This is a genomic window from Devosia crocina (assembly GCF_900116545.1).
Classification (GTDB): domain Bacteria; phylum Pseudomonadota; class Alphaproteobacteria; order Rhizobiales; family Devosiaceae; genus Devosia; species Devosia crocina.
This window is the reverse complement of record NZ_FPCK01000002.1, coordinates 37,070-55,363: the sequence shown is the minus strand read 5'-3', so window position 1 is coordinate 55,363 and position 18,294 is coordinate 37,070. Positions and strand designations below refer to the sequence as shown.

Annotated in this window: 16 protein-coding genes; 12 read left to right on the top strand and 4 right to left on the bottom strand. The window is 61.4% G+C overall.

Annotated features, from left to right (window positions below):
- Nucleotides 1-39: 39 nt before the first annotated feature.
- Nucleotides 40-1,167, bottom strand: coding sequence for a glycosyltransferase (locus tag BM364_RS09930; protein ID WP_092424136.1), 1,128 nt, complete (start codon nt 1,165-1,167; stop codon nt 40-42).
- A gap of 3 nt (nt 1,168-1,170) precedes the next feature.
- Nucleotides 1,171-1,767: a polysaccharide biosynthesis/export family protein gene (locus BM364_RS09925; RefSeq protein ID WP_092424134.1), complete on the bottom strand. Its 597-nt coding sequence runs from the start codon at nt 1,765-1,767 to the stop codon at nt 1,171-1,173.
- A 105-nt stretch (nt 1,768-1,872) separates the two neighbouring features.
- On the opposite strand from BM364_RS09925, the gene BM364_RS09920 reads away from it, so the two are divergent.
- Together BM364_RS09920 and BM364_RS09915 are read left to right on the top strand one after the other, a co-directional pair.
- Nucleotides 1,873-4,182 carry a GumC family protein gene (locus tag BM364_RS09920; RefSeq protein ID WP_175528557.1) on the top strand — a complete coding sequence of 770 codons (2,310 nt, stop codon included), beginning with the start codon at nt 1,873-1,875 and terminating at the stop codon, nt 4,180-4,182.
- 18 nt (nt 4,183-4,200) lie between these two features.
- Nucleotides 4,201-5,241: a polysaccharide deacetylase family protein gene (locus BM364_RS09915; protein WP_092424129.1), complete on the top strand. Its 1,041-nt coding sequence runs from the start codon at nt 4,201-4,203 to the stop codon at nt 5,239-5,241.
- 76 nt (nt 5,242-5,317) lie between these two features.
- Here the strand turns inward: BM364_RS09915 and BM364_RS09910 are convergent, their stop codons facing one another.
- Entirely contained in the window at nt 5,318-5,536 is a 219-nt protein-coding gene (locus tag BM364_RS09910; RefSeq protein ID WP_175528556.1) for a DUF2842 domain-containing protein, read from the bottom strand.
- Between BM364_RS09910 and BM364_RS09905 the strand changes: the two genes are divergently transcribed.
- From BM364_RS09905 to BM364_RS09885, 5 genes are all read left to right on the top strand, one after another.
- Entirely contained in the window at nt 5,535-6,677 is a 1,143-nt protein-coding gene (locus BM364_RS09905; protein WP_092424127.1) for a COX15/CtaA family protein, read from the top strand. The genes BM364_RS09910 and BM364_RS09905 overlap by 2 nt on opposite strands.
- Before the next feature lie 309 nt (nt 6,678-6,986).
- Nucleotides 6,987-7,451: a 50S ribosomal protein L13 gene (gene rplM, locus BM364_RS09900; RefSeq protein WP_092424125.1), complete on the top strand. Its 465-nt coding sequence runs from the start codon at nt 6,987-6,989 to the stop codon at nt 7,449-7,451.
- A gap of 1 nt (nt 7,452) precedes the next feature.
- Nucleotides 7,453-7,935, top strand: a complete 483-nt coding sequence (gene rpsI / locus BM364_RS09895; RefSeq protein WP_092424123.1) for a 30S ribosomal protein S9 — start codon at nt 7,453-7,455, stop codon at nt 7,933-7,935.
- A 207-nt stretch (nt 7,936-8,142) separates the two neighbouring features.
- Nucleotides 8,143-8,778 (top strand): SdpI family protein, encoded by a 636-nt coding sequence (locus tag BM364_RS09890; RefSeq protein WP_175528555.1) that lies wholly within the window; start codon nt 8,143-8,145, stop codon nt 8,776-8,778.
- A gap of 167 nt (nt 8,779-8,945) precedes the next feature.
- Complete coding sequence (locus BM364_RS09885; protein WP_092424119.1) at nt 8,946-10,319, top strand: dicarboxylate/amino acid:cation symporter; 1,374 nt, start codon at nt 8,946-8,948, stop codon at nt 10,317-10,319.
- A gap of 208 nt (nt 10,320-10,527) precedes the next feature.
- Here BM364_RS09885 and BM364_RS09880 read toward each other — a convergent pair whose 3' ends face one another.
- Entirely contained in the window at nt 10,528-11,859 is a 1,332-nt protein-coding gene (locus BM364_RS09880) for a glycosyltransferase (protein WP_092424117.1), read from the bottom strand.
- 418 nt (nt 11,860-12,277) lie between these two features.
- Here BM364_RS09880 and BM364_RS09875 point away from each other — a divergent pair, with 418 nt between their 5' ends.
- The 5 genes from BM364_RS09875 (at nt 12,278) to glpX (ending at nt 18,236) form a co-directional block, all read left to right on the top strand.
- Nucleotides 12,278-13,492: an LL-diaminopimelate aminotransferase gene (locus tag BM364_RS09875; protein WP_092424115.1), complete on the top strand. Its 1,215-nt coding sequence runs from the start codon at nt 12,278-12,280 to the stop codon at nt 13,490-13,492.
- A 136-nt stretch (nt 13,493-13,628) separates the two neighbouring features.
- Nucleotides 13,629-14,612, top strand: coding sequence for an iron-siderophore ABC transporter substrate-binding protein (locus tag BM364_RS09870; protein ID WP_092424113.1), 984 nt, complete (start codon nt 13,629-13,631; stop codon nt 14,610-14,612).
- Nucleotides 14,609-15,592, top strand: a complete 984-nt coding sequence (locus tag BM364_RS09865) for an ABC transporter substrate-binding protein (RefSeq protein ID WP_092424111.1) — start codon at nt 14,609-14,611, stop codon at nt 15,590-15,592. Before BM364_RS09870 ends, BM364_RS09865 begins: the two co-directional genes overlap by 4 nt.
- A 281-nt stretch (nt 15,593-15,873) precedes the next feature.
- The gene (locus tag BM364_RS09860; RefSeq protein WP_244542866.1) at nt 15,874-17,214 is read left to right on the top strand and encodes a homoserine dehydrogenase; all 1,341 of its coding nucleotides are present in this window, start codon (nt 15,874-15,876) and stop codon (nt 17,212-17,214) included.
- Between the two features lie 35 nt (nt 17,215-17,249).
- Nucleotides 17,250-18,236, top strand: coding sequence for a class II fructose-bisphosphatase (gene glpX / locus BM364_RS09855; RefSeq protein WP_092424107.1), 987 nt, complete (start codon nt 17,250-17,252; stop codon nt 18,234-18,236).
- Nucleotides 18,237-18,294 lie beyond the last annotated feature (58 nt).

The window sequence follows — 18,294 nt, the reverse complement described above, 5'->3', positions numbered from 1 at the left end:
TATCGGCTCCAAGGCGTTTAAACTCGGTGAAGCGAACCCTCAGCTTTGTCTGAGCACCTGGCGGTAGAGGGCAGCGATCCGCTCCACCATGGTTTCGACCGAGAATTGCGCACGCACGCGTGCCAGCCGCTTCTCCATCTCGGCTTCAGCCATCTCGGGCTGGTCGAGCATGGCCTGCATAGCCCGGCGCAGTGCCTCTGCATCACCCGGGGTGACCAGAGTATCGGTCGTGCCGTCGCAGATTTCTGGAATACCGCCCACGTGGGTGGCGACAACCGGCAGACGCGCTGCGGTGGCTTCCATCACCACATAGGGCAGGGACTCTGCAAGCGACGGCACGACTGCGAAGCGCGCCTGAGCAAAAACGCTCCGCGCCGGCTGCGAACCGACGAGCCTGACGCGATCGCCGAGCGACAGTTCCGCAATCCTTGCTTCGAGCGCGCTCCGTTGCGGCCCGTCTCCGGCCATTACGAGCGTTGCGGCATCGCCGTCCGGGCGCCGAAGGCGGGTCATGGCTTCGATCAGCGGAAAGATCCCCTTGAGATCGCGCAATTCGCCTACGAAGACAAAATCGTGCTTGTCCTCCCCCTGGGAGAGCGGAGCGAATTCTGCTGGGTCCAGCCCATTGAAGATCACTTCCGTCCGGCAGGTGGGTTCGGCAATGATCCGCGCATAGGTGTTGCGGGCAAATTCGCTCTCGAAGATCAGCGCGTCAGTTTGCGCCATCAGCCGGCGTTCGAGCCAGTGAAACAGCTTGCCGCTAGTAGAACCAGCGCCAAAGTGCAGCACGCCGCCATGCGGGGTATAAAGGGAAGCTGTCCGGTTGCTGCCGAGCCGCGCAAGTCGCGCGTAAAGCCCGCCCTTGGCGCCATGACCGTGCAGAATATCGGCATCGAGTTCACGCGCCAGCCGCCGCACAGCCAATGGTGTCGACAGATCTCCCGACCCCAAAAGCCGGGGCATCGGCAAGAGGTGTATGCCGAGATCTGCAAATTGCTTGAGCGCTGCGAGCCGATCTCCTGTCTGCGCATCGCCAGCAAGCGAATCGACCACAAGGCCGACATGGTGGCCGCGCGCATGCAGGCCCCGGGTCAGGTCCGCCACATGCCGGAATAACCCGCCCACAGGCGCGCGCATGACCTGCAGGACGCGCAGCGAACCAGTCATCGGCTAGAACCAGCGTTCGGAAACGACGATCGTGTCCCCGGGATAAAGCGCGAAGTCGAGGTCGACCCTGGTACGGATCATCTCGTCGCCCTGGCGGCGATAAACCTCGGCCTGGTTGCGATCGGCCGTTTCGATATAACCACCCGCAGTGCTGATCGCATCGCGCACGGTCATGTAGGGCCGATAGGGAAATTGCCCCGAGGTCCGCACCGCGCCCTGGATGAAGAAGGGGCGATACTCCGCCACTTCCACGGCCACATTGGGGTTGCGCAGATAGCCGTTGGCAAGCGCACCTGCCAGCCGCGATGCTGCCGCCGATGTCGTTTGTCCGCGCACCTGCACCTGTCCCACGAGTGGGAAGGCGATGGCTCCGTTGTCGGCAACACGATAGGTGTTGCTCAACTCCTGGTCGCCATAAACGGTCACCCGCACGGCATCGCCGGTATCCAGCACATAAGGCTGATTGGGCTCCACGAAATAGCTCGCGGTTCGTGTCGTTGTGCTGCAGCCAGCCAGCGGCACCAGCAATGTCAAAGCAAAAAGCGATAGCCAGCGCATGATGATCCCGCGCGATTGAATGGTCTTAGTGTTAGCCCTCATGGTTAAGTTTCTCTTATCAAGAAACGACAGCAACTCATTCTGCGCGCCCGATTAACTGAATGTTGACCACGATGGGCGAGTCTGCGGTCATCGTGAGGACAGATCGTGACCGAATACGCCCCGACATTGCGCGACGCGCGAATTGACGTAGCTGCCGTCTTCGGCGCGCTAGGCCGCAAGCTCCCGCGCATCATCGTCGTGACCTTGCTGATCCTGGGTGCGACCTTTCTTGTTTTGATGATGATGCCGCGGCTTTATGAGTCATCGGCATCGATACTCGTTGAGCCGCGCTCCAATGTTTATGTGCGTGCCGCCAATGAGCAGGCACCCGCAGCTCTCGTCGGCGATGCAAGCGTTGTTTCGAGCCAGATCGAGCTGATCAAGTCACGCGATACACTGCTCGGCGTCATCGACCGGCTGGATCTGCGCTCCAATCCTGAATTCAACGGCAGCCAGTCCGGCTCCTCGCCTCTCGGCGTTGTCATGCAGTTGATTGGCCGTGGCTCAAGCCCGGTGAGTGTCGAAGAGCGTGTGCTCAATACCCTTTATGACCGCATGACGGTCATCCAGCAGCGCGACTCGCGCATCATTTCCATTCTGGTGCGCACCACCGATCCGCAATTGTCCGCCGAGATCGCCAATGCGGTGGCCGATGCTCACGTCGCGCGCCGCGCCCAGCTTTCGCTCTCCGACACCGCCGAAGCCTCTGGTTGGCTTAACCAGGAGATCCAGCGGCTCCGTGTTGCCGTGCGCGATGCCGAAGCACGCGTAGCGCAATATCGCGTCGAAAACGACCTGTTTGTTGTCGGTGCCAACAACACAAGCTTGCTCGACCAGCAATTGTCGACGGTCGCAGCGCAGATTACCTCTGCCCAAGAACGGAAGAATGCTGCTGCCTCCCGGGCTGCCGTGATCCGCGGACTTCTGGAACGTGGCCAGCCGATCGAAAGCGTCGCCGATGTGCGCAACTCCACAGTCATCCAGCAGCTAAGCCAGGAGAAGGCGCGTCTTCAGGGGCAATTAGCCCAGCTCTCCGCCACGCTCCTGTCTGGTCATCCCACGGTGCGGGCGCTCAACGCGCAGATCGGTGAACTCGATACGCGCATCAACCAGGAAGGCTATCGGGTCGCCGCGGCGCTTGAAGCCGAGTCGCAGGTGGAGGCCGATCTTGAAGCCTCGCTTCAAGCCGACATGAGCCGGTTCAAGCAGTCGGCTTCGACAGCTACCCAGGATACCGTCACGCTCGATAGTCTGCAGCGCGAAGCGAAGGCGCAGCGCGACCTCCTGGAGGCATACCTCGCCCGCTACAGCGAAGCGTCCTCCCGCGTCGACTCCAACTCTGCCTTGCCGGATGTGCGCGTCGTGACGGAAGCTGCGCCCTCCGTCACCCCTGCTTTCCCCAAGACCACGCTGATCCTTGCAGGTGTCGGTATCGTAGCCTTTGCCATTCAGGCAGGCGGCGTCATTTTTGGCGAGCTCATGTCGGGTCGCGCTCTGCGCCCGGTCGAGTTTTTACCCGCGGCAGCGGAGCGCCCAGAGCCAGCTGTTCAGGCAGCACCTCCAGTTCCTGCGGCTGAACAGCCCACAGCGGCCTTTCCTGAACTCGTTGCAATCGAGCCCGAACCCGATGCCGAGCTTGCGCAAGAGCCGGAGCCATCCACTGAAGCGCCACAGGCCGGCTTCACCATGCCTGCAAATGCCAATGTACGGGCCAACGGCGAACCCGTCCGCTCCGCTTCAGAGTCTGCTCGCATGCTGCTGCAGGAACTCGCAGATCGGCGCGCCCAGCGGGACAGCGCTCGTGCGGCAGTGGAAATCAGCGCCGCAGTAGCGCCGGCTCCCGTCACCAAGCCGCAGCGCACACTGACCGGGGCCGTGCGCTTCGCCGATCTGTCGGCTGATCTGGTGCTCGGCAAGACCCATCTTCTGCTGCTGGCCGATCATGGCACCGGCGAGCCCGGCCGCAGCCTTGCCGACAGCCTTGTGTCCGATGCCCTCGCCAAAGGCTTGAGCGTCGTGCTCGTGGATGCCGGCAGCGGCCGGATCGGTTCGGCTCCTGGCATTTCCGATCTCAGCACGGGCGAGGCCGGTTTCGGCGACGTAGTGCAAAAGGCGTCCGGCCAGAATTTTGCCGAAGTTGCCTGGGGGCAGGGGGATCAAATCGACCGCGCCTCCACCAAGCCAGCAACGCTTGTTGAAGCGCTGGGCGATATCTACGAAGTGGTGCTGGTGCTCACCGGCCGCGTTGGTCGTTCCTCATCCTTGCCTGCCTTCGCCGATCTCGGCGGCCGGGTTGTCCTCGTCACGCGCGACACCGACGATGCCGACGCAGCCGAGGAAACCCGCCGTAAACTTCTCGATGCGGGCCTGTCGCGCGTAGAAATCTCGACCCTGGAAGACGCAGTTGCCGCCTGATCGGGCAGAGGTGCGGCCATGTCAGTGAAATACACCGCTATTCGCGCTGCGTTCGAACTGCTCTGGCTATCCGGCTTGCCGCGGCTGTCTCGCATGCTCTCGCAATCGCGCGGGGTGATCTTCACCCTGCATCGCGTCCTGCCTCAGGAGCCGGAGCCGTTTTCCCCGAACGCCATTCTTCAGGTCCGGCCCGACTTTCTCGACTATGTCATCGAACGCGTTCGTGCGCTTGGCGCCGATATCGTGACGCTTGACGAAGCCATCGATCGTCTGGCAGCGCCTGCTCGCCCACGTCCCTTTATCGTTCTGACCTTTGACGACGCCTATCGCGACAACCTCCATTATGCCTTGCCGATCCTGCGCAAGCATGAGGCTCCGTTCACCCTCTATGTGCCGACCGCTTTTGCCGATGGCGTCGGCCAGCTTTGGTGGCAGGCGATCGAAGACATTATTGCGCGTCAGGAGGCCGTGGCCTTCACTGAAAACGACGAGGTCGAATTCGTCCCCACGGCCACCCGCGCGCAAAAGGAGGACGCGTTCTCACGGCTATATTGGCATTTGCGCAAATTGCCTGAGCCGCAGCGTCTTGCCGTTCTGGCCGAATTCACTGCCAAATACGGTTATGACATGGAGCGGCAGTGTCGCGACCTGATCATGACCTGGCAGGAACTGCGCCTCTTTGCCGGCGAGCCGCTCTGCACGATTGGTGCCCACACGGTCAATCACTACGAACTTGCCAAGATCTCGGAAGACGATGCGCGGCAGGAGATGATCCGCTCGGTCGATGTGATCCATGCCGAGTTTGGCCTCAAACCGGCCCATTTCTCCTATCCCCTGGGTGGTCCGCTGTCCTGTGGTCCCCGCGAGTTTCGTCTCGCCAATGATCTTGGCTTTAGAACAGCTGTTACCACACGCCCTGGCGGCCTCTATCCCCGTCACCTGAACCAGCTCACCGCCCTGCCACGTGTCTCGCTCAACGGTCTCTTCCAGCAAGGCCGCTATGTGGACGTGCTCGCCAGCGGTGGACTGATGACAATGCTGGGAAAACTCTCGGGCTGAATAAATTTCCCGTGGCCCTCATGGCGAGCCGCGAAGCGCAAGCGGAGCCTCGAACCACGGGCGCGTACTAGCAGCCTCAGCTCTTTGCTGCGCCGTCCGGCCGTGCCATCCACTTGATGATGGCCATGGCCGGCAAGAGCCATCCCATGCCGGCAACAATGAAATAGACGATCAGCACATACCAGGGCAGCTCCGGCGGAAACGCCAGATAGACCGATGTCGCCAGGACGCACCAGACGACGATCGACAAGACGCTGAGAAAAGCGCCGATCAACTTGCGGTTGCGTTGAGTCATGTGCGGCATCTACGCTGTTGCGATGGACGAAAGCTGGGACTACCACTCCGGCAGCCCCATCGATACCGGAAATTTCATCGTGACCACCGACCAGAATGCCGCACCCGGACAGATCAGCTATGCGAGCGATCTGTTGCGGCCTGTCCGCATCTGGCTTTATGGCCTGGCGGCATTCGTCCTGCTGATCGTCGTTGTTGGCGGCATCACGCGCCTCACCGAATCCGGATTGTCGATCACGAGCTGGAAGCCGCTCTCGGGCACCATCCCCCCGCTCAACGAAGCCGAATGGCAGGCCGAATTCGAGGCCTATAAGCAGATCCCGCAATACACCGTGCTCAATTCCTGGATGAGCCTTGATGATTTCAAGTACATCTTCTTTTGGGAATGGCTCCATCGGCTGCTAGCCCGTGCACTTGGGCTGATCTTCATCGTCCCCTTCGTCGTGTTCCTCGTGCGAAAGCGCCTGTCGCGCGAACTGGCCTGGCCGCTCTTCATCCTGTTCATCCTCGGGGGTTTTCAGGGGTTCCTCGGCTGGTGGATGGTGTCGTCCGGGCTTTCCGAACTCACCTCGGTGTCCCAATATCGCCTTGCCGCCCATCTCACTGCCGCCGCCGTGCTCTTTGCCGCGTTGGTTTACGTCGCGCGCAGTCTCGAGCCGGGCAGGGTGCTTGGCCGCGTCACGCCGTTTCACCTGACGACAACGATTATCCTCGGACTGGCTCTGGTTTTGCAGCTGGCAGCCGGCGCCTTCGTTGCCGGGCTCGATGCAGGCATGGGCTACAACACCTGGCCACTCATGGATGGCGCCGTCATCCCCAAGGGTCTCCTCGTCATGGAGCCCGCCTGGCGCAATTTCTTTGAAAATGCCCTGACGGTGCAGTTTATTCACCGCGGCATCGCCTATGCTATCGTCGCCTATTGCGCTTATCTGATCTGGCGTCGCGCCAAGGACGGCGGCTTCGGCGGCGTCCATGGCTGGCTTCCCCGCATCGGCATCCTCGTGCTGCTCCAGGTCGTCCTCGGTATCACGACGCTGCTGATGAGCGTTCCGATCTCGCTGGCCGTAGGCCACCAGTCCCTCGCGTTCATGCTCGCCGGCGCAACGGCGGCCTACGTCGCGGACATGCGCCGGGTAAGGTGAGAGCTGAGCAACCCCTCACCCTAACCCTCTCCCCAAAGGGGCGAGGGAACGCCATCCAGTTTGAGACCAGATCTATCCAAAACCCACCAGTCAAATCCCCTCGCCCCTCTGGGGAGAGGGTTAGGGTGAGGGGCCTCTAACAAGGAACCACATATGCGGTATCATTATACCTCTTCAACAACCCAATGAAAAACAAGCGGTTTTTAAACCTGCTTGACGAACTGCAGAATCCCCCATACACACCCTTCCGAAACCTGTGATCCGCTCCCGCAGCGTGGTCGCAAACAAGAGTTTTCCAGGGATTTCAACATGACCACTTACTCGGCAAAACCGAGCGAGATCGAAAAGCAGTGGATCCTCATCGACGCCGAAGGGCTTGTCGTGGGTCGCCTCGCTTCGATCATTGCTTCGCGTCTCCGCGGCAAGCACAAGGCCACCTTTACCCCTCACATGGACATGGGTGACAACATCATCGTCATCAATGCCGAGAAGGTGAAGCTGACCGGCCGCAAGCTCGATCAGCACCGCTTTTACTGGCACACCGGCTACCCCGGTGGCATCAAGGACCGTACCGCGCGCGAACTGCTTGAAGGCCGTTTCCCGAACCGCGTTCTCGAAAACGCCGTGCGTCGCATGATGCCGGGCGGCCCGCTGACCCGCGCCCAGCTCAAGAACCTGCGCGTCTATGCCGGTTCCGAGCACCCCCACGAAGCGCAGAACCCGAGCAAGCTCGACGTCGGCGCTATGAACCCCAAGAACGTCCGGGTGAAGTAATATGGCTGAAACCATCAACTCCCTCGAAGACCTGGGCACTTCCGCTGCTGCTCCCGCTGCCTCCTCGGCTCCGGTTCACGTGCAGAAGCTCGATAGCCTCGGTCGCGCCTATGCCACCGGCAAGCGCAAGAACGCCGTCGCTCGCGTCTGGATCAAGCCGGGCAAGGGCACTGTGACCGTAAACGGCCGCGAATTCGCCAAGTACTTCGCTCGTCCGGTTCTCCAGCTCATCGTCAAGCAGCCGATCGTGGCTGTCGAGCGTCTCGACCAGTATGATGTGATCGTCACCGTTGCCGGTGGTGGTCTCTCTGGTCAGGCCGGTGCTGTTCGTCACGGCATCTCCAAGGCCCTCAACTACTTCGAGCCGGCCCTGCGCCCGACGCTCAAGAAGGGTGGCTTCCTGACCCGCGACAGCCGCGTCGTCGAACGCAAGAAGTACGGCAAGGCCAAGGCCCGTCGCTCATTCCAGTTCTCGAAGCGCTAAGTTCGATACCAATCATGCAAAAGGGCCGGGAAACCGGCCCTTTTCTTTTGCCTGAAAAAACCTACATGCGCTTTGTGCATCGCACACTCGGCTGTCACCCAGGCGAAGGCTGGGGCCCAACTTGAGATCTCAAGTAGCTGCCGGCCTTCGCCCGGGTAACTGCCGATGGTTGGTGATGGGTCGGAACACACCCGAGAAATACGTCTGATGCCTATCGTCACCCGCTTCCACCTCCTTATCTTCCTGGTGACGCTCTCGATCACGGTCGTGGCCATTCTGCGCATCCCGCCCACCTTCCTCTTCCAGGCCCACTGGCACGCCTCGAATGCCGATTGGCTCTGGCCCCGCGACATCGCGCTGTCCGTCGCGCCCGCCATCCAGGCAACTGTCCTCATCGCCTTCTGGCTCCTTGGCCGCGCGCTGACCAAAAATCACCTCGCCAAGACCCGGCATATTCTGGACCCAGGCCTCAGCCTCCTCCTTGCCGTTCCCGCCTTCTATCAACTCGGCCTGCTTTTTCTCGGCGTCGGTTCTGATCTCGACCTCATCCGTGGCGAGGGTTTTCTGCTGGGCGCCACTCTGGCGCTGCTTGGTCTGGTGCTCTTTTATGCCGAGCGGCACAGCTATGGCGGCCTGCGCCTGCCATGGACAATTCGCTCCGACCGCGCCTGGGCACTGGCGCACAAGACCACCGGCGTGATGACGGCCCTCGCCGGTTTTGCCCTGATGTACGTCGCCTGGACCGATCCCGGCGCAGGCGTTCTCGCCGTGTCTTTCGCCGCCGCGCTCTTCGGTTTACCGGTCCTTGCCGCGCTAATGAGTCTGGCCGTCTCTCGCGCCTGAAAACTTCCATCCTCCAATTCCCGGCGGAGAAATAGAAAATTCTTCTCTCTCTATCGGAAATGGAACGCCATGCGCTGCGCAACCGGAGCTGCAGGCGTAAGTTGTGGCCAATATGAAGGCAAGGTGCTGACTTTTTGAGCGGACCTTGCCAGTGCAAAGGTCGCAAAATGTCACCCACTTCCGTATCTGCTGCGCGCCCGCCCAAGGCGCCCAAGCCGCTCTACGCCAATTTCGGCTTCCAGGTTCTGGTGGCCATGGTCATCGGTCTCGCCCTTGGCTTCGTCGCCCGGTCCATGGGTCCCGATGCGGCCGGCAACGCCAATTGGCTGACGCAAACGCTTTCGACCGTCGGATCGTCCTTCGTGTCGCTGCTGCGCGCCCTGGTGCCGGTGCTCGTCTTTACCGCCATTGTTGCATCCATCGCCAACCTGCGCGAACTCAACAACGCGGCAAAGCTCGTCTGGCAGACGCTTCTTTGGTTCGCCATCACCGCGCTCATCGCTGTCGTCATCGGCATCGCCCTCGGGCTCATCATCCAGCCTGGTCTCAACTCCGCTGTCGCAGCGGAGGCGGCCCGCGCACCGTCCTCCACCGGCTCCTGGCTCGACTTCCTCAAGGGCCTGATCCCGTCTAACTTCATAGGCCTCCAGGCGTCGACCCGCGTCACCGACAGCGGCGCCACCACCAGCCTCAACTTCAACGTCTTGCAGATCCTGATCGTCTCGATCGTGATCGGCATTGCAGCGCTGCGCGTCGGCCCCGCCGCTGACCCGTTCCTTGCTTTCAACCGCTCCTTCCTCAAGATCATCCACAAGGTCCTCTGGTGGGTCATCCGCCTGACCCCAATCGGCACCATTGGACTCTTGGGCAATGCCGTCGCCGTCTATGGCTGGGACGCCCTTGCCCAGCTTGGCTGGTACGCCGCCGCCATCTATATTGGCCTCCTGGGCGTCCTGTTCGTGGTCTATCCCGCGCTTCTGCAGGCTCACGGCCTCAACCCGATCCGCTATTTCCAGAGTGCCTGGCCAGCCATTCAGCTTGCTTTCGTATCGCGTTCCTCCATCGGCACCTTGCCGGTCACCGAGCGCATCACCGAGCAGAACCTCGGCGTGCCGCGTGAATATGCCGCCTTTGCCGTGCCGCTCGGCGCCACGACAAAGATGGATGGCTGCGCCTCGATCTATCCGGCCATTTCGGCGATCTTCGTCGCGCAGTTCTTCGGCGTGTCCTTGGGCCTCGAGCATTATCTGCTGATCGCCTTTGTCGCGGTCATCGGCTCTGCCGCAACGGCCGGTCTGACGGGCGCCACTGTCATGCTGACGCTGACCCTGTCGACCCTTGGCCTGCCGCTCGAAGGCGTCGGTCTGCTCCTTGCCATCGACCCGATCCTCGACATGGGCCGCACCGCCGTCAACGTCGCCGGCCAAGCCCTGATCCCCACCATCGTCGCCAAGCGCCAGGGCATCCTCGACCAAGCCACCTACAACCGCGGCGAAAGCATCGAGGCTCTTGACGACACCCAGACCGTCCCAGCGCAGTAATTGCGCGTCGAAATGTAAGAAGGGCAGGGGACCAACCGGTCTCCTGCCCTTTTATTGGTCGCTATTGAAAAGACCTCATGGTGAGGTGCGCAGCGCAGCGTAGCCTCGAACCACGAGGTCGAGAGAGTGGAGGCAGCGTGCCACGCCCCCGTCCTTCGAGGCTTCGCTCCTCAGGATGAGGGCTACTGACGGTCTGGCGACCGCCCCCCTAAACCGCCTTCTTGAGCGAAAGCTTTTTCGTCTTGGCCCGCGACTTTCTTGGCGCCTTGGCCATGGCACGCGGCACGAAATTGGCCATGACGCGCTCGATGACCTTGATGGCCTTGTCCGTGCCGTCCTCGCTGCGCAGATTTTCCGCCACCTGGGCGGCGCTGCGACGATAGGATTCGTTGCTGTTGAGGTCCGCAAGCGCCTCAGCCAGCAATTCAGCCGTTAGCTTGCGCAGGCGCACAGGCTTCGGTCCGCAGCCGAGTTCGTAAACCCGGCGCCCCCAATAGGGCTGGTCCATGGCCTGAGGCACGACAAAGGTCGGACGCCCCAGATGAAGGCCCGCCGACGTCGTCCCCGCGCCGCCATGATGAACGACCGCACTAACATAACGGAACAACCGGTCGTGCGGTGCTTTCTCGATTGGAAAGATCGTGTCCGGCAGGTCGCGCGGATCGATCCCGCCCCAACCGCGCGCCACGACAGCCCGTCCGCCCCAGCGCGAAACCGCTTCCTTGAGAATGCGCGTATTGCGCTCCGCCCCGAAAGGCATGGAGCCAAAGCCGATATAAACCGGTGCTTCCCCTGCCGAAAGAAACGCCTCGAATTCCGGCGTCGGCTCCCATTGGCTGCGATCGCGAAGATTCCAATAGCCGGTCACCAGCGCCGTTTTCGGCCAATCGCGCGGGCGCGGGCTCACTGCCGCCGAATAGGCGTAAAGCGTCGTCAGCGGAGATCCGTCCGTATTGGTGAAAACCCCGCCCATATTACGCGCTTCGAGCCCCATCAACTCGCGGCGCAACCGGTTGCGCGGCAGGTTCCAATAGGCCTGCTGCATGGTGGCGGCAGTATAGGAGAGCTTGTTCAGCGTCGGGCCCAGATCATCGGCCACATAATACATCGACAGCGGAAATTCGCTGGTCGAATTGAGTGGCTGCAGCGCCGTCATGATCGCGGGCACCTTGAGCGCTTCCGCGATGTCGATGCCAAAGCTCGTATTCATGTTCACGATGACGGCGTCGGCGCCCTGGCACATGCGCCAGCCCGAGCGGGCCGCCGTGTCGATGATTTGCTGGCCCTGCTTGAGCATCCATGGCCCGTTAATGAGCATCGAACTGCTCATCGCGTTTTCGAATCGCGTTTCCTTGAGAAAGGACTGGATCGAGGGGCCCAGCGAGTGGAATTCGATCCCATAGCCCGAGACGAGATCTTCAAACTCTTCGGTCGCCCCGAGCGCCACGGCGTAACCGCGCTCCTGCAGAGCAAGAGCCAGGGAAATGTAGGGCTGAACGTCGCCTTGCGTGCCGATCGTCACCAGGGCAATGCGCTTCAAGACTCAACCTCACACTACGCCGCGAACCCCGAAGGTTGTTGCCCTTGGGGCCATTTACAAGACCCTGCGAAGGATTTATGAACGGCCTGTCGATTGTTGCATTCCTTACAAAAATGACCTTCGAAGGGCAAGAGACATGGTGTCTCCATTCACTGTTGCATTGGTTGGAGCTCCGCTCGCCGGCAAGGTGATTGCTGTTGCCGGTACCTTTGCCGCGGCGGCGGCAAGCGCCCGATAGCTCTTCCCGCGTGGCCACCCTGGTGGCCGGGAAGAGCCGAATAGATCGTTGCGGTCCCTCCGGGGACATTTACCGGTTCAAAACCATAATTCCGCGATAATCGGCGCTTCAGTTGAGGCGCAGCGTCCACCGCGCGTCGCGACCAGATCAGGGTCCGAAATGGACCTTCCGAGGAATAAAATGAGCGAAGTCTTCCATCGCATCCGCCGCCTGCCGCCTTATGTTTTTGCCCATATCGACCCGATCAAGGCCAAGGCGCGCGCCGAGGGTGTCGATATCATCGACCTTGGCATGGGCAATCCCGATATGCCGACGCCCGAGCATATCGTGGCCAAGCTGCAGGAAACGGTGAAGGATCCGCGCACCCATCGCTATTCCACCTCGCGCGGCATTCCTGGCCTCCGCAAGGCACAGGCTAGCTATTACGGCCGCCGTTTCGGCGTGAAGCTCAACCCCGAGACCCAGGTCGTCGCGACTCTGGGGTCCAAGGAAGGCTTTGCTAACATGGCCTCCGCCATCACCGCCCCGGGCGATGTGGTGCTGGTGCCCAACCCGACCTATCCGATCCATTCCTTCGGCTTCATCATGTCCGGCGGCGTCGTCCGCTCCATGCCGGCCGATCCGGGCGAAGATTTCATGCGTGCGCTCGATCGCGGCGTTCGCCACTCGATCCCCAAGCCCATCGCGCTGGTGCTCAACTATCCGGCTAACCCCACGGCTTACACGGCCGATCTCGATTTTTACACCGAGGTCGTCAAGTACTGTAAGGCCAACGACATCCTTATCCTCTCCGATCTCGCCTATTCCGAGATCTACTTCGATGAGAAGGATCCGCCGCCCTCGATCCTGCAGGTGCCGGGCGCCATCGATATTTCCGTCGAGTTCACCTCGATGTCCAAGACCTATTCCATGCCGGGCTGGCGCGTCGGTTTCGCCGTTGGCAATGAACGCTTGATCGCAGCCCTCGCGCGGGTGAAATCCTATCTTGATTACGGTGCGTTCACGCCCATCCAGGTTGCCGCGGTCGCCGCCCTCAACGGCTCCGACGACGTCATCGAGGAAGTGCGCAAGGTCTATAAGCACCGCCGCGACGTCATGGTCGAAAGCTTTGGTCGCTCCGGCTGGACCATTCCGGTCCCCAAGGCCACCATGTTCGCCTGGGCCCCGATCCCACCCCAGTTCGCCCATCTCGGCTCGCTCGAATTCGCCAAGCTCCTGATTCAGGAAACCGGCGTCGGCGTTGCTCCGGGCGTTGGCTTCGGCGAATATGGCGACCAATATATCCGCCTCGCCTTTGTCGAAAACGAACAGCGCATCCGCCAGGCCGCACGCAATATCAAGAAGCTGCTCGGCACCAAGGGCGATCAGGGCAATGTCGTGCCGCTCAAGGCCTGACGAGGGGGAAGGGTAGGGGGCATCTGGCCCCCGCCTACTCCACCGGGTTGATCCCGACATGCGGGACGACCAAAATTACATGACAGCAGCGCTCCGCTTTTGTATGGACAGGGCATATCCATTCAGAAGATGACCCATGCGCTTCGCCTCGCTTCTGCTGCTCACATCCGTTCTGCTCCTGCCTCATGAGGCCTCTGCGCAGCAATTTCCCGTCACCCTGACCCACGTGTGGGGCAAAACGACCGTAGAAGCGGAGCCGCAACGTATCGTCACATGGGGCTGGGGCAATGAGGATGCGGTGATCGCCCTTGGCACCATGCCCGTAGGCATACCCTTCAAGTCCTATGGCGGCGGCGAAGACGGTATTCAGCCCTGGATTGAGGATAGCCTGGCAACGGCGTCTGAGCCTCCGGTCATCCTTTCAGATACCGGGGACATCCCCTTTGAAAGGATCGCCGCGCTTCGGCCGGATCTGATCCTGGCTGTTTATTCTGGCATTACCGAAGACCAATACGCGCTGCTCTCCGCAATTGCGCCCACAGTCGCCTATTCGGGCCAACCGTGGTCCACACCCTGGCAGGATGTGACGATCACCATCGGCAGGGCGATGGGTAAGCAAGCCGAGGCACAGGCCTTGGTCGACGAAACGACAGCCTGGCTACAGTCCGAGTTCGACAAGCACCCCGCGCTGGGGGACGTGACTTTCGCCAGCGCCAATGACTACGATGGCGCCATGGCCGTGTACGCGCCGCTCGATGCGCGCATGGAATTTCTCACTGATCTCGGAATGAAGCTCGACCCCAGCGTGGATGCGCTCTCCTCTCAAGACGGCGCCTTCTACTATTCGCTAAGTTATGAGCTCTTCGATGAGCTCGAGGGCGATATCTTCGTCACCTATTTCGAGGATCAGCCCAGTCTCGACGCCTGGCTGGGCAATTCCTACGCAGCCAATCATCCGTCCATTGCCAATGGCGGACTTGCTGCGCTTGTTGGTACGGAACTGGTCGCCTCCGTTTCTCCGCCCAGCGTACTCTCGCTGCGCTGGGGCTTCCCGCACTATCTCGACGTGCTTGCCGGCGCAGCCGATGCCGTCACTCGAACCGAAAGCGAAACACAATGAACGCTCATGCCTTGGCCCCGGCTGTCCTGCTTTCGACTTTGCTTGTCGTGCCGGTTCTTGCCGAAGATGTGTTTCCGGTGACGGTCGAACACGCGCTGGGCTCCACTGTGATCGAAGCCAAGCCCGAGCGCGTCGTCACCTGGGGCTGGTCTGCGCAGGATGTAGTGATCGATCTCGGGATAGCACCGGTCGGAATGCCGTTTTTTGCCTATGGTGGCGGCGCCGACGGTCTCCTGCCCTGGACCGAAGAGGCGCTGGCTGAAGCGGGCATGGACATACCGGTGATCCTCCCCAACGCCACTGAGCCGCCGATTGAGGCGATCGCTGCTCTTGCTCCCGATATCATCATTGCTCCATATTCCGGTCTGACCCCCGACGAGTATGCACTGCTCTCCAATATCGCGCCTGTGGTTGCCTATCCCGATCGCGCCTGGTTCGCGAGTTGGCAGGATATCGTTACGCTCACTGGCCGCGCGCTTGGTCTTTCGACCGAGGCCGAAGCATTGGTCGAAGAGACGGAAACCTTCCTCGTTTCGGAGATCGGCAAATATCCCGACGCTGCGGGCACTGTGTTCGCCAACATCGTCAACCGCAATGATGGACAAGTGGCTGTCCGGCTCGAGGGTGATCCGCGCGTGCAGCTTTTCGCCGATATTGGCCTCGTTCCCGCTCCGCCGCCGGAAGGCGCTGTCCTCAACGATACTGGCATCGCCTACTATGTCAGCTACGAGAATTTCGACATCATACCCGCCAAGATGCTGCTCAGCTTCTTCAACGATCAGCAGTCCACAGACGAGTTTTTCGCCATGGACCTGATCAAGCTTTCGCCACTCGTGGCAAAGGGTGCCTATACGCGCATCATCGGCGAGGACATTACCATGGCAGTCAGCGGCGCTGTTACGCCAGTGTCCCTGCGCTGGGGATTTCCCACTGTTGCCGCAGAGGTCGGACGGGCGGCTGCTGCTGCCAAGGCAGAATAGCGGCAGGTCGGCGGTGAGGTGGGCAGCCATTTCTCTGCGGAAGGGTTCCTCCCCGTGCCGTGGCCAAAAATCCTATTGACGGCTAGGCGAATTCCTATGCAGATGTCGCCTCCATGAGTGATATTCAATCCTTCCGCCAGTCCGTCGAATCCTTCATTTCCGTACGCGGTTGGACTCCCACCCGTTTTGGGCGCATCGTCGCTGGTGATCCGCTCTTTGTTTTTGACCTGCGAGACGGGCGTGAGCCGCGCAGTGAAACCCGTGCCCGCATTCTCAAGGCAATGGCCGAGTTCGGGGAGACCGAGGCCCAGAGCCCCCTTCGTATCGGCGTCGCGGGGCTCGGCAATGTCGGCGCGACACTGGTCCGCATCCTCCAGAAGGATGGTGCAGAACTCAACAAGAAGCTGGGACGCCAGCTTCAGGTGACGGCGGTTGCGGCCCGCTCGCGTTCGCGCGATCGCGGCATCGACATTTCGGGCATCGAGTGGTTCGACGATCCCGTCGCGCTCGCCAAGTCCGATAGCATCGATCTTTTCGTCGAACTCATCGGTGGCGAGGATGGTCCTGCCTATGCGGCGGTCAAATCCGCTCTCGAAATCGGCCGGCCAGTGGTTACCGCCAACAAGGCCCTTCTTGCCAAACACGGCGTGACCCTTGCCAAGCTTGCCGAAGAGTCCGGCGCCCAGCTTGGCTTCGAAGCTGCAGTGGCTGGTGGTATCCCTGTGATCAAGACTCTGCGCGAGGGCCTGGGTTCTGCCCAGATCGCCAAGGTCTTCGGCATCATGAACGGGACCTGCAACTACATCCTGACCCGCATGGGCAATGAAGGCATCACCTTTGCCGATTGCCTCAAGGATGCGCAGGCCCTCGGCTACGCCGAATCCGACCCGACCTTCGATGTCGAGGGCTTCGACACAGCGCACAAGCTATCGATCCTTTCCACGCTCTGCTTCGGTTACGAGATCGCTCCGGACAAGATGCGCGTAGAAGGCATTTCCGGCATCACCCAGCACGATATTCAGGTCGCCGCCGACCTCGGCTACAAGATCAAGCTTCTGGGTATTGCCGAGCGCACCGAAGACGGTGTCGAGCAGCGTGTTCATCCCACCTTTGTGCCGAAGGGATCGGCCATTGCCGGTGTCGATGGCGTCATGAACGCCGTGGCGCTTGAAACCGACCACGTGCACGAATTGCTTCTGGCCGGCCCCGGCGCCGGCGGCCCGCCCACCGCTTCCTCGGTGCTGTCCGATATTCTCGACATCGCCCGCGGCACTCGCGTGCCCCCGCTTGGCGTGCCGAGCGATGAACTTCTACCCTATCGCGCTGCCCCTTCCCGCGCCCATGAAGGCGGCTTTTATATCCGCCTCGCCGCCAAGGATGTTCCGGGTGCACTGGCCGCGATCGCCACGCGCATGGGCGAAAAGGGCATCTCCATCGACTCTGTCATCCAGCGTTCCGATTTGACAGCTAAAGCCGTCGCTCCGGATGGCTCGGCGACGCGCACCGTGGTCATGATCACCCAGCAGACTTTGGAATCATACGTGCGCGAAGCGCTTGCGCAAATCGCGGAGGATGGGTTCATAGTTGGCGAACCGCAGTTGATACGCATCGAAATGCTGTGACGCCCCTGGGCGTCTGGCCCTTGGGGACTGGTGACATGAAGCTCAGCAAGGTCGACGACGCACGAACGCCGGCCAACCTCCACCGCACCTTGACCCTTGAAATGGTCCGCGTCACTGAACGTGCGGCCATTGCTGCCGCCGAGTGGCGAGGCAAGGGCGATGAAATGGCCGCCGATCTTGCCTCCGTCAGTGCCATGAAGGCGGAACTCGACACCGTCGGAATTGCCGGGCGGATCGTGATCGGCGAGGGCGAGCAATTCGAGTGCGATGATCTCTTCGTAGGTCAGCCGGTCGGCGTAGGGGAGGGGCCGGCAGTCGACATCGCGGTCGATCCGCTCGAAGGCGTCACGCTTTGCGCCAAGAACCAGCCCGACTCCCTCGTCGTCCTCGCCATGGCCGAGCGTGGGGGCCTGCTTAACGTCGCGCGCAACGTCTACATGCACAAGCTCGCCATCGGCGCCGAATACGCAGCCGAGACAGTCAGCATCGAATGGTCGGCCACTGAAAATGTGCGGGCGCTCGCCAAGGCGAAGGGTGTTCCGATCTCCGAGATTACCGCCATCGTCCTCGACCGCCCCCGCCATGCGGGTCTGATCGAAGAACTGCGCACCGCCGGCGTGGCCGTCAAGCTCCTCAGCGATGGCGACATTGCCGGCGTTATCCACGCCGTCAACACGGCCGATACCGGCGTCGATATCTATCTTGGCTCGGGCGGCGCGCCCGAAGGGGTCCTTGCTGCAGCGGCCCTGCGCTGCATCGGCGGACACATGCAGGGCAAGCTGATCCTCGATACGCCCGACAAGCGCGCCAAGGCCCGCGAAATGGGCATCACCGATCTACACCGCATCTATTCCGTGCATGAATTGGCCGCCGGCGACGTCCTCTTTTCCGCCACCGGCATCACCGACGGGTCCCTTGTCGAAGGCGTTCGCCTCCGCCGCGGCTCCATCGAAACCTCCACCGTCGTCATGCGCTCCTGGAGCCAGACCACAAGATGGATTAAGGCGCGGCACGCCAGGTAGAGGTTTCGTCCAGGAATGCGGTGCTGTTCCTCTCCCTCTCGGAGACAGGAGGCAAGAC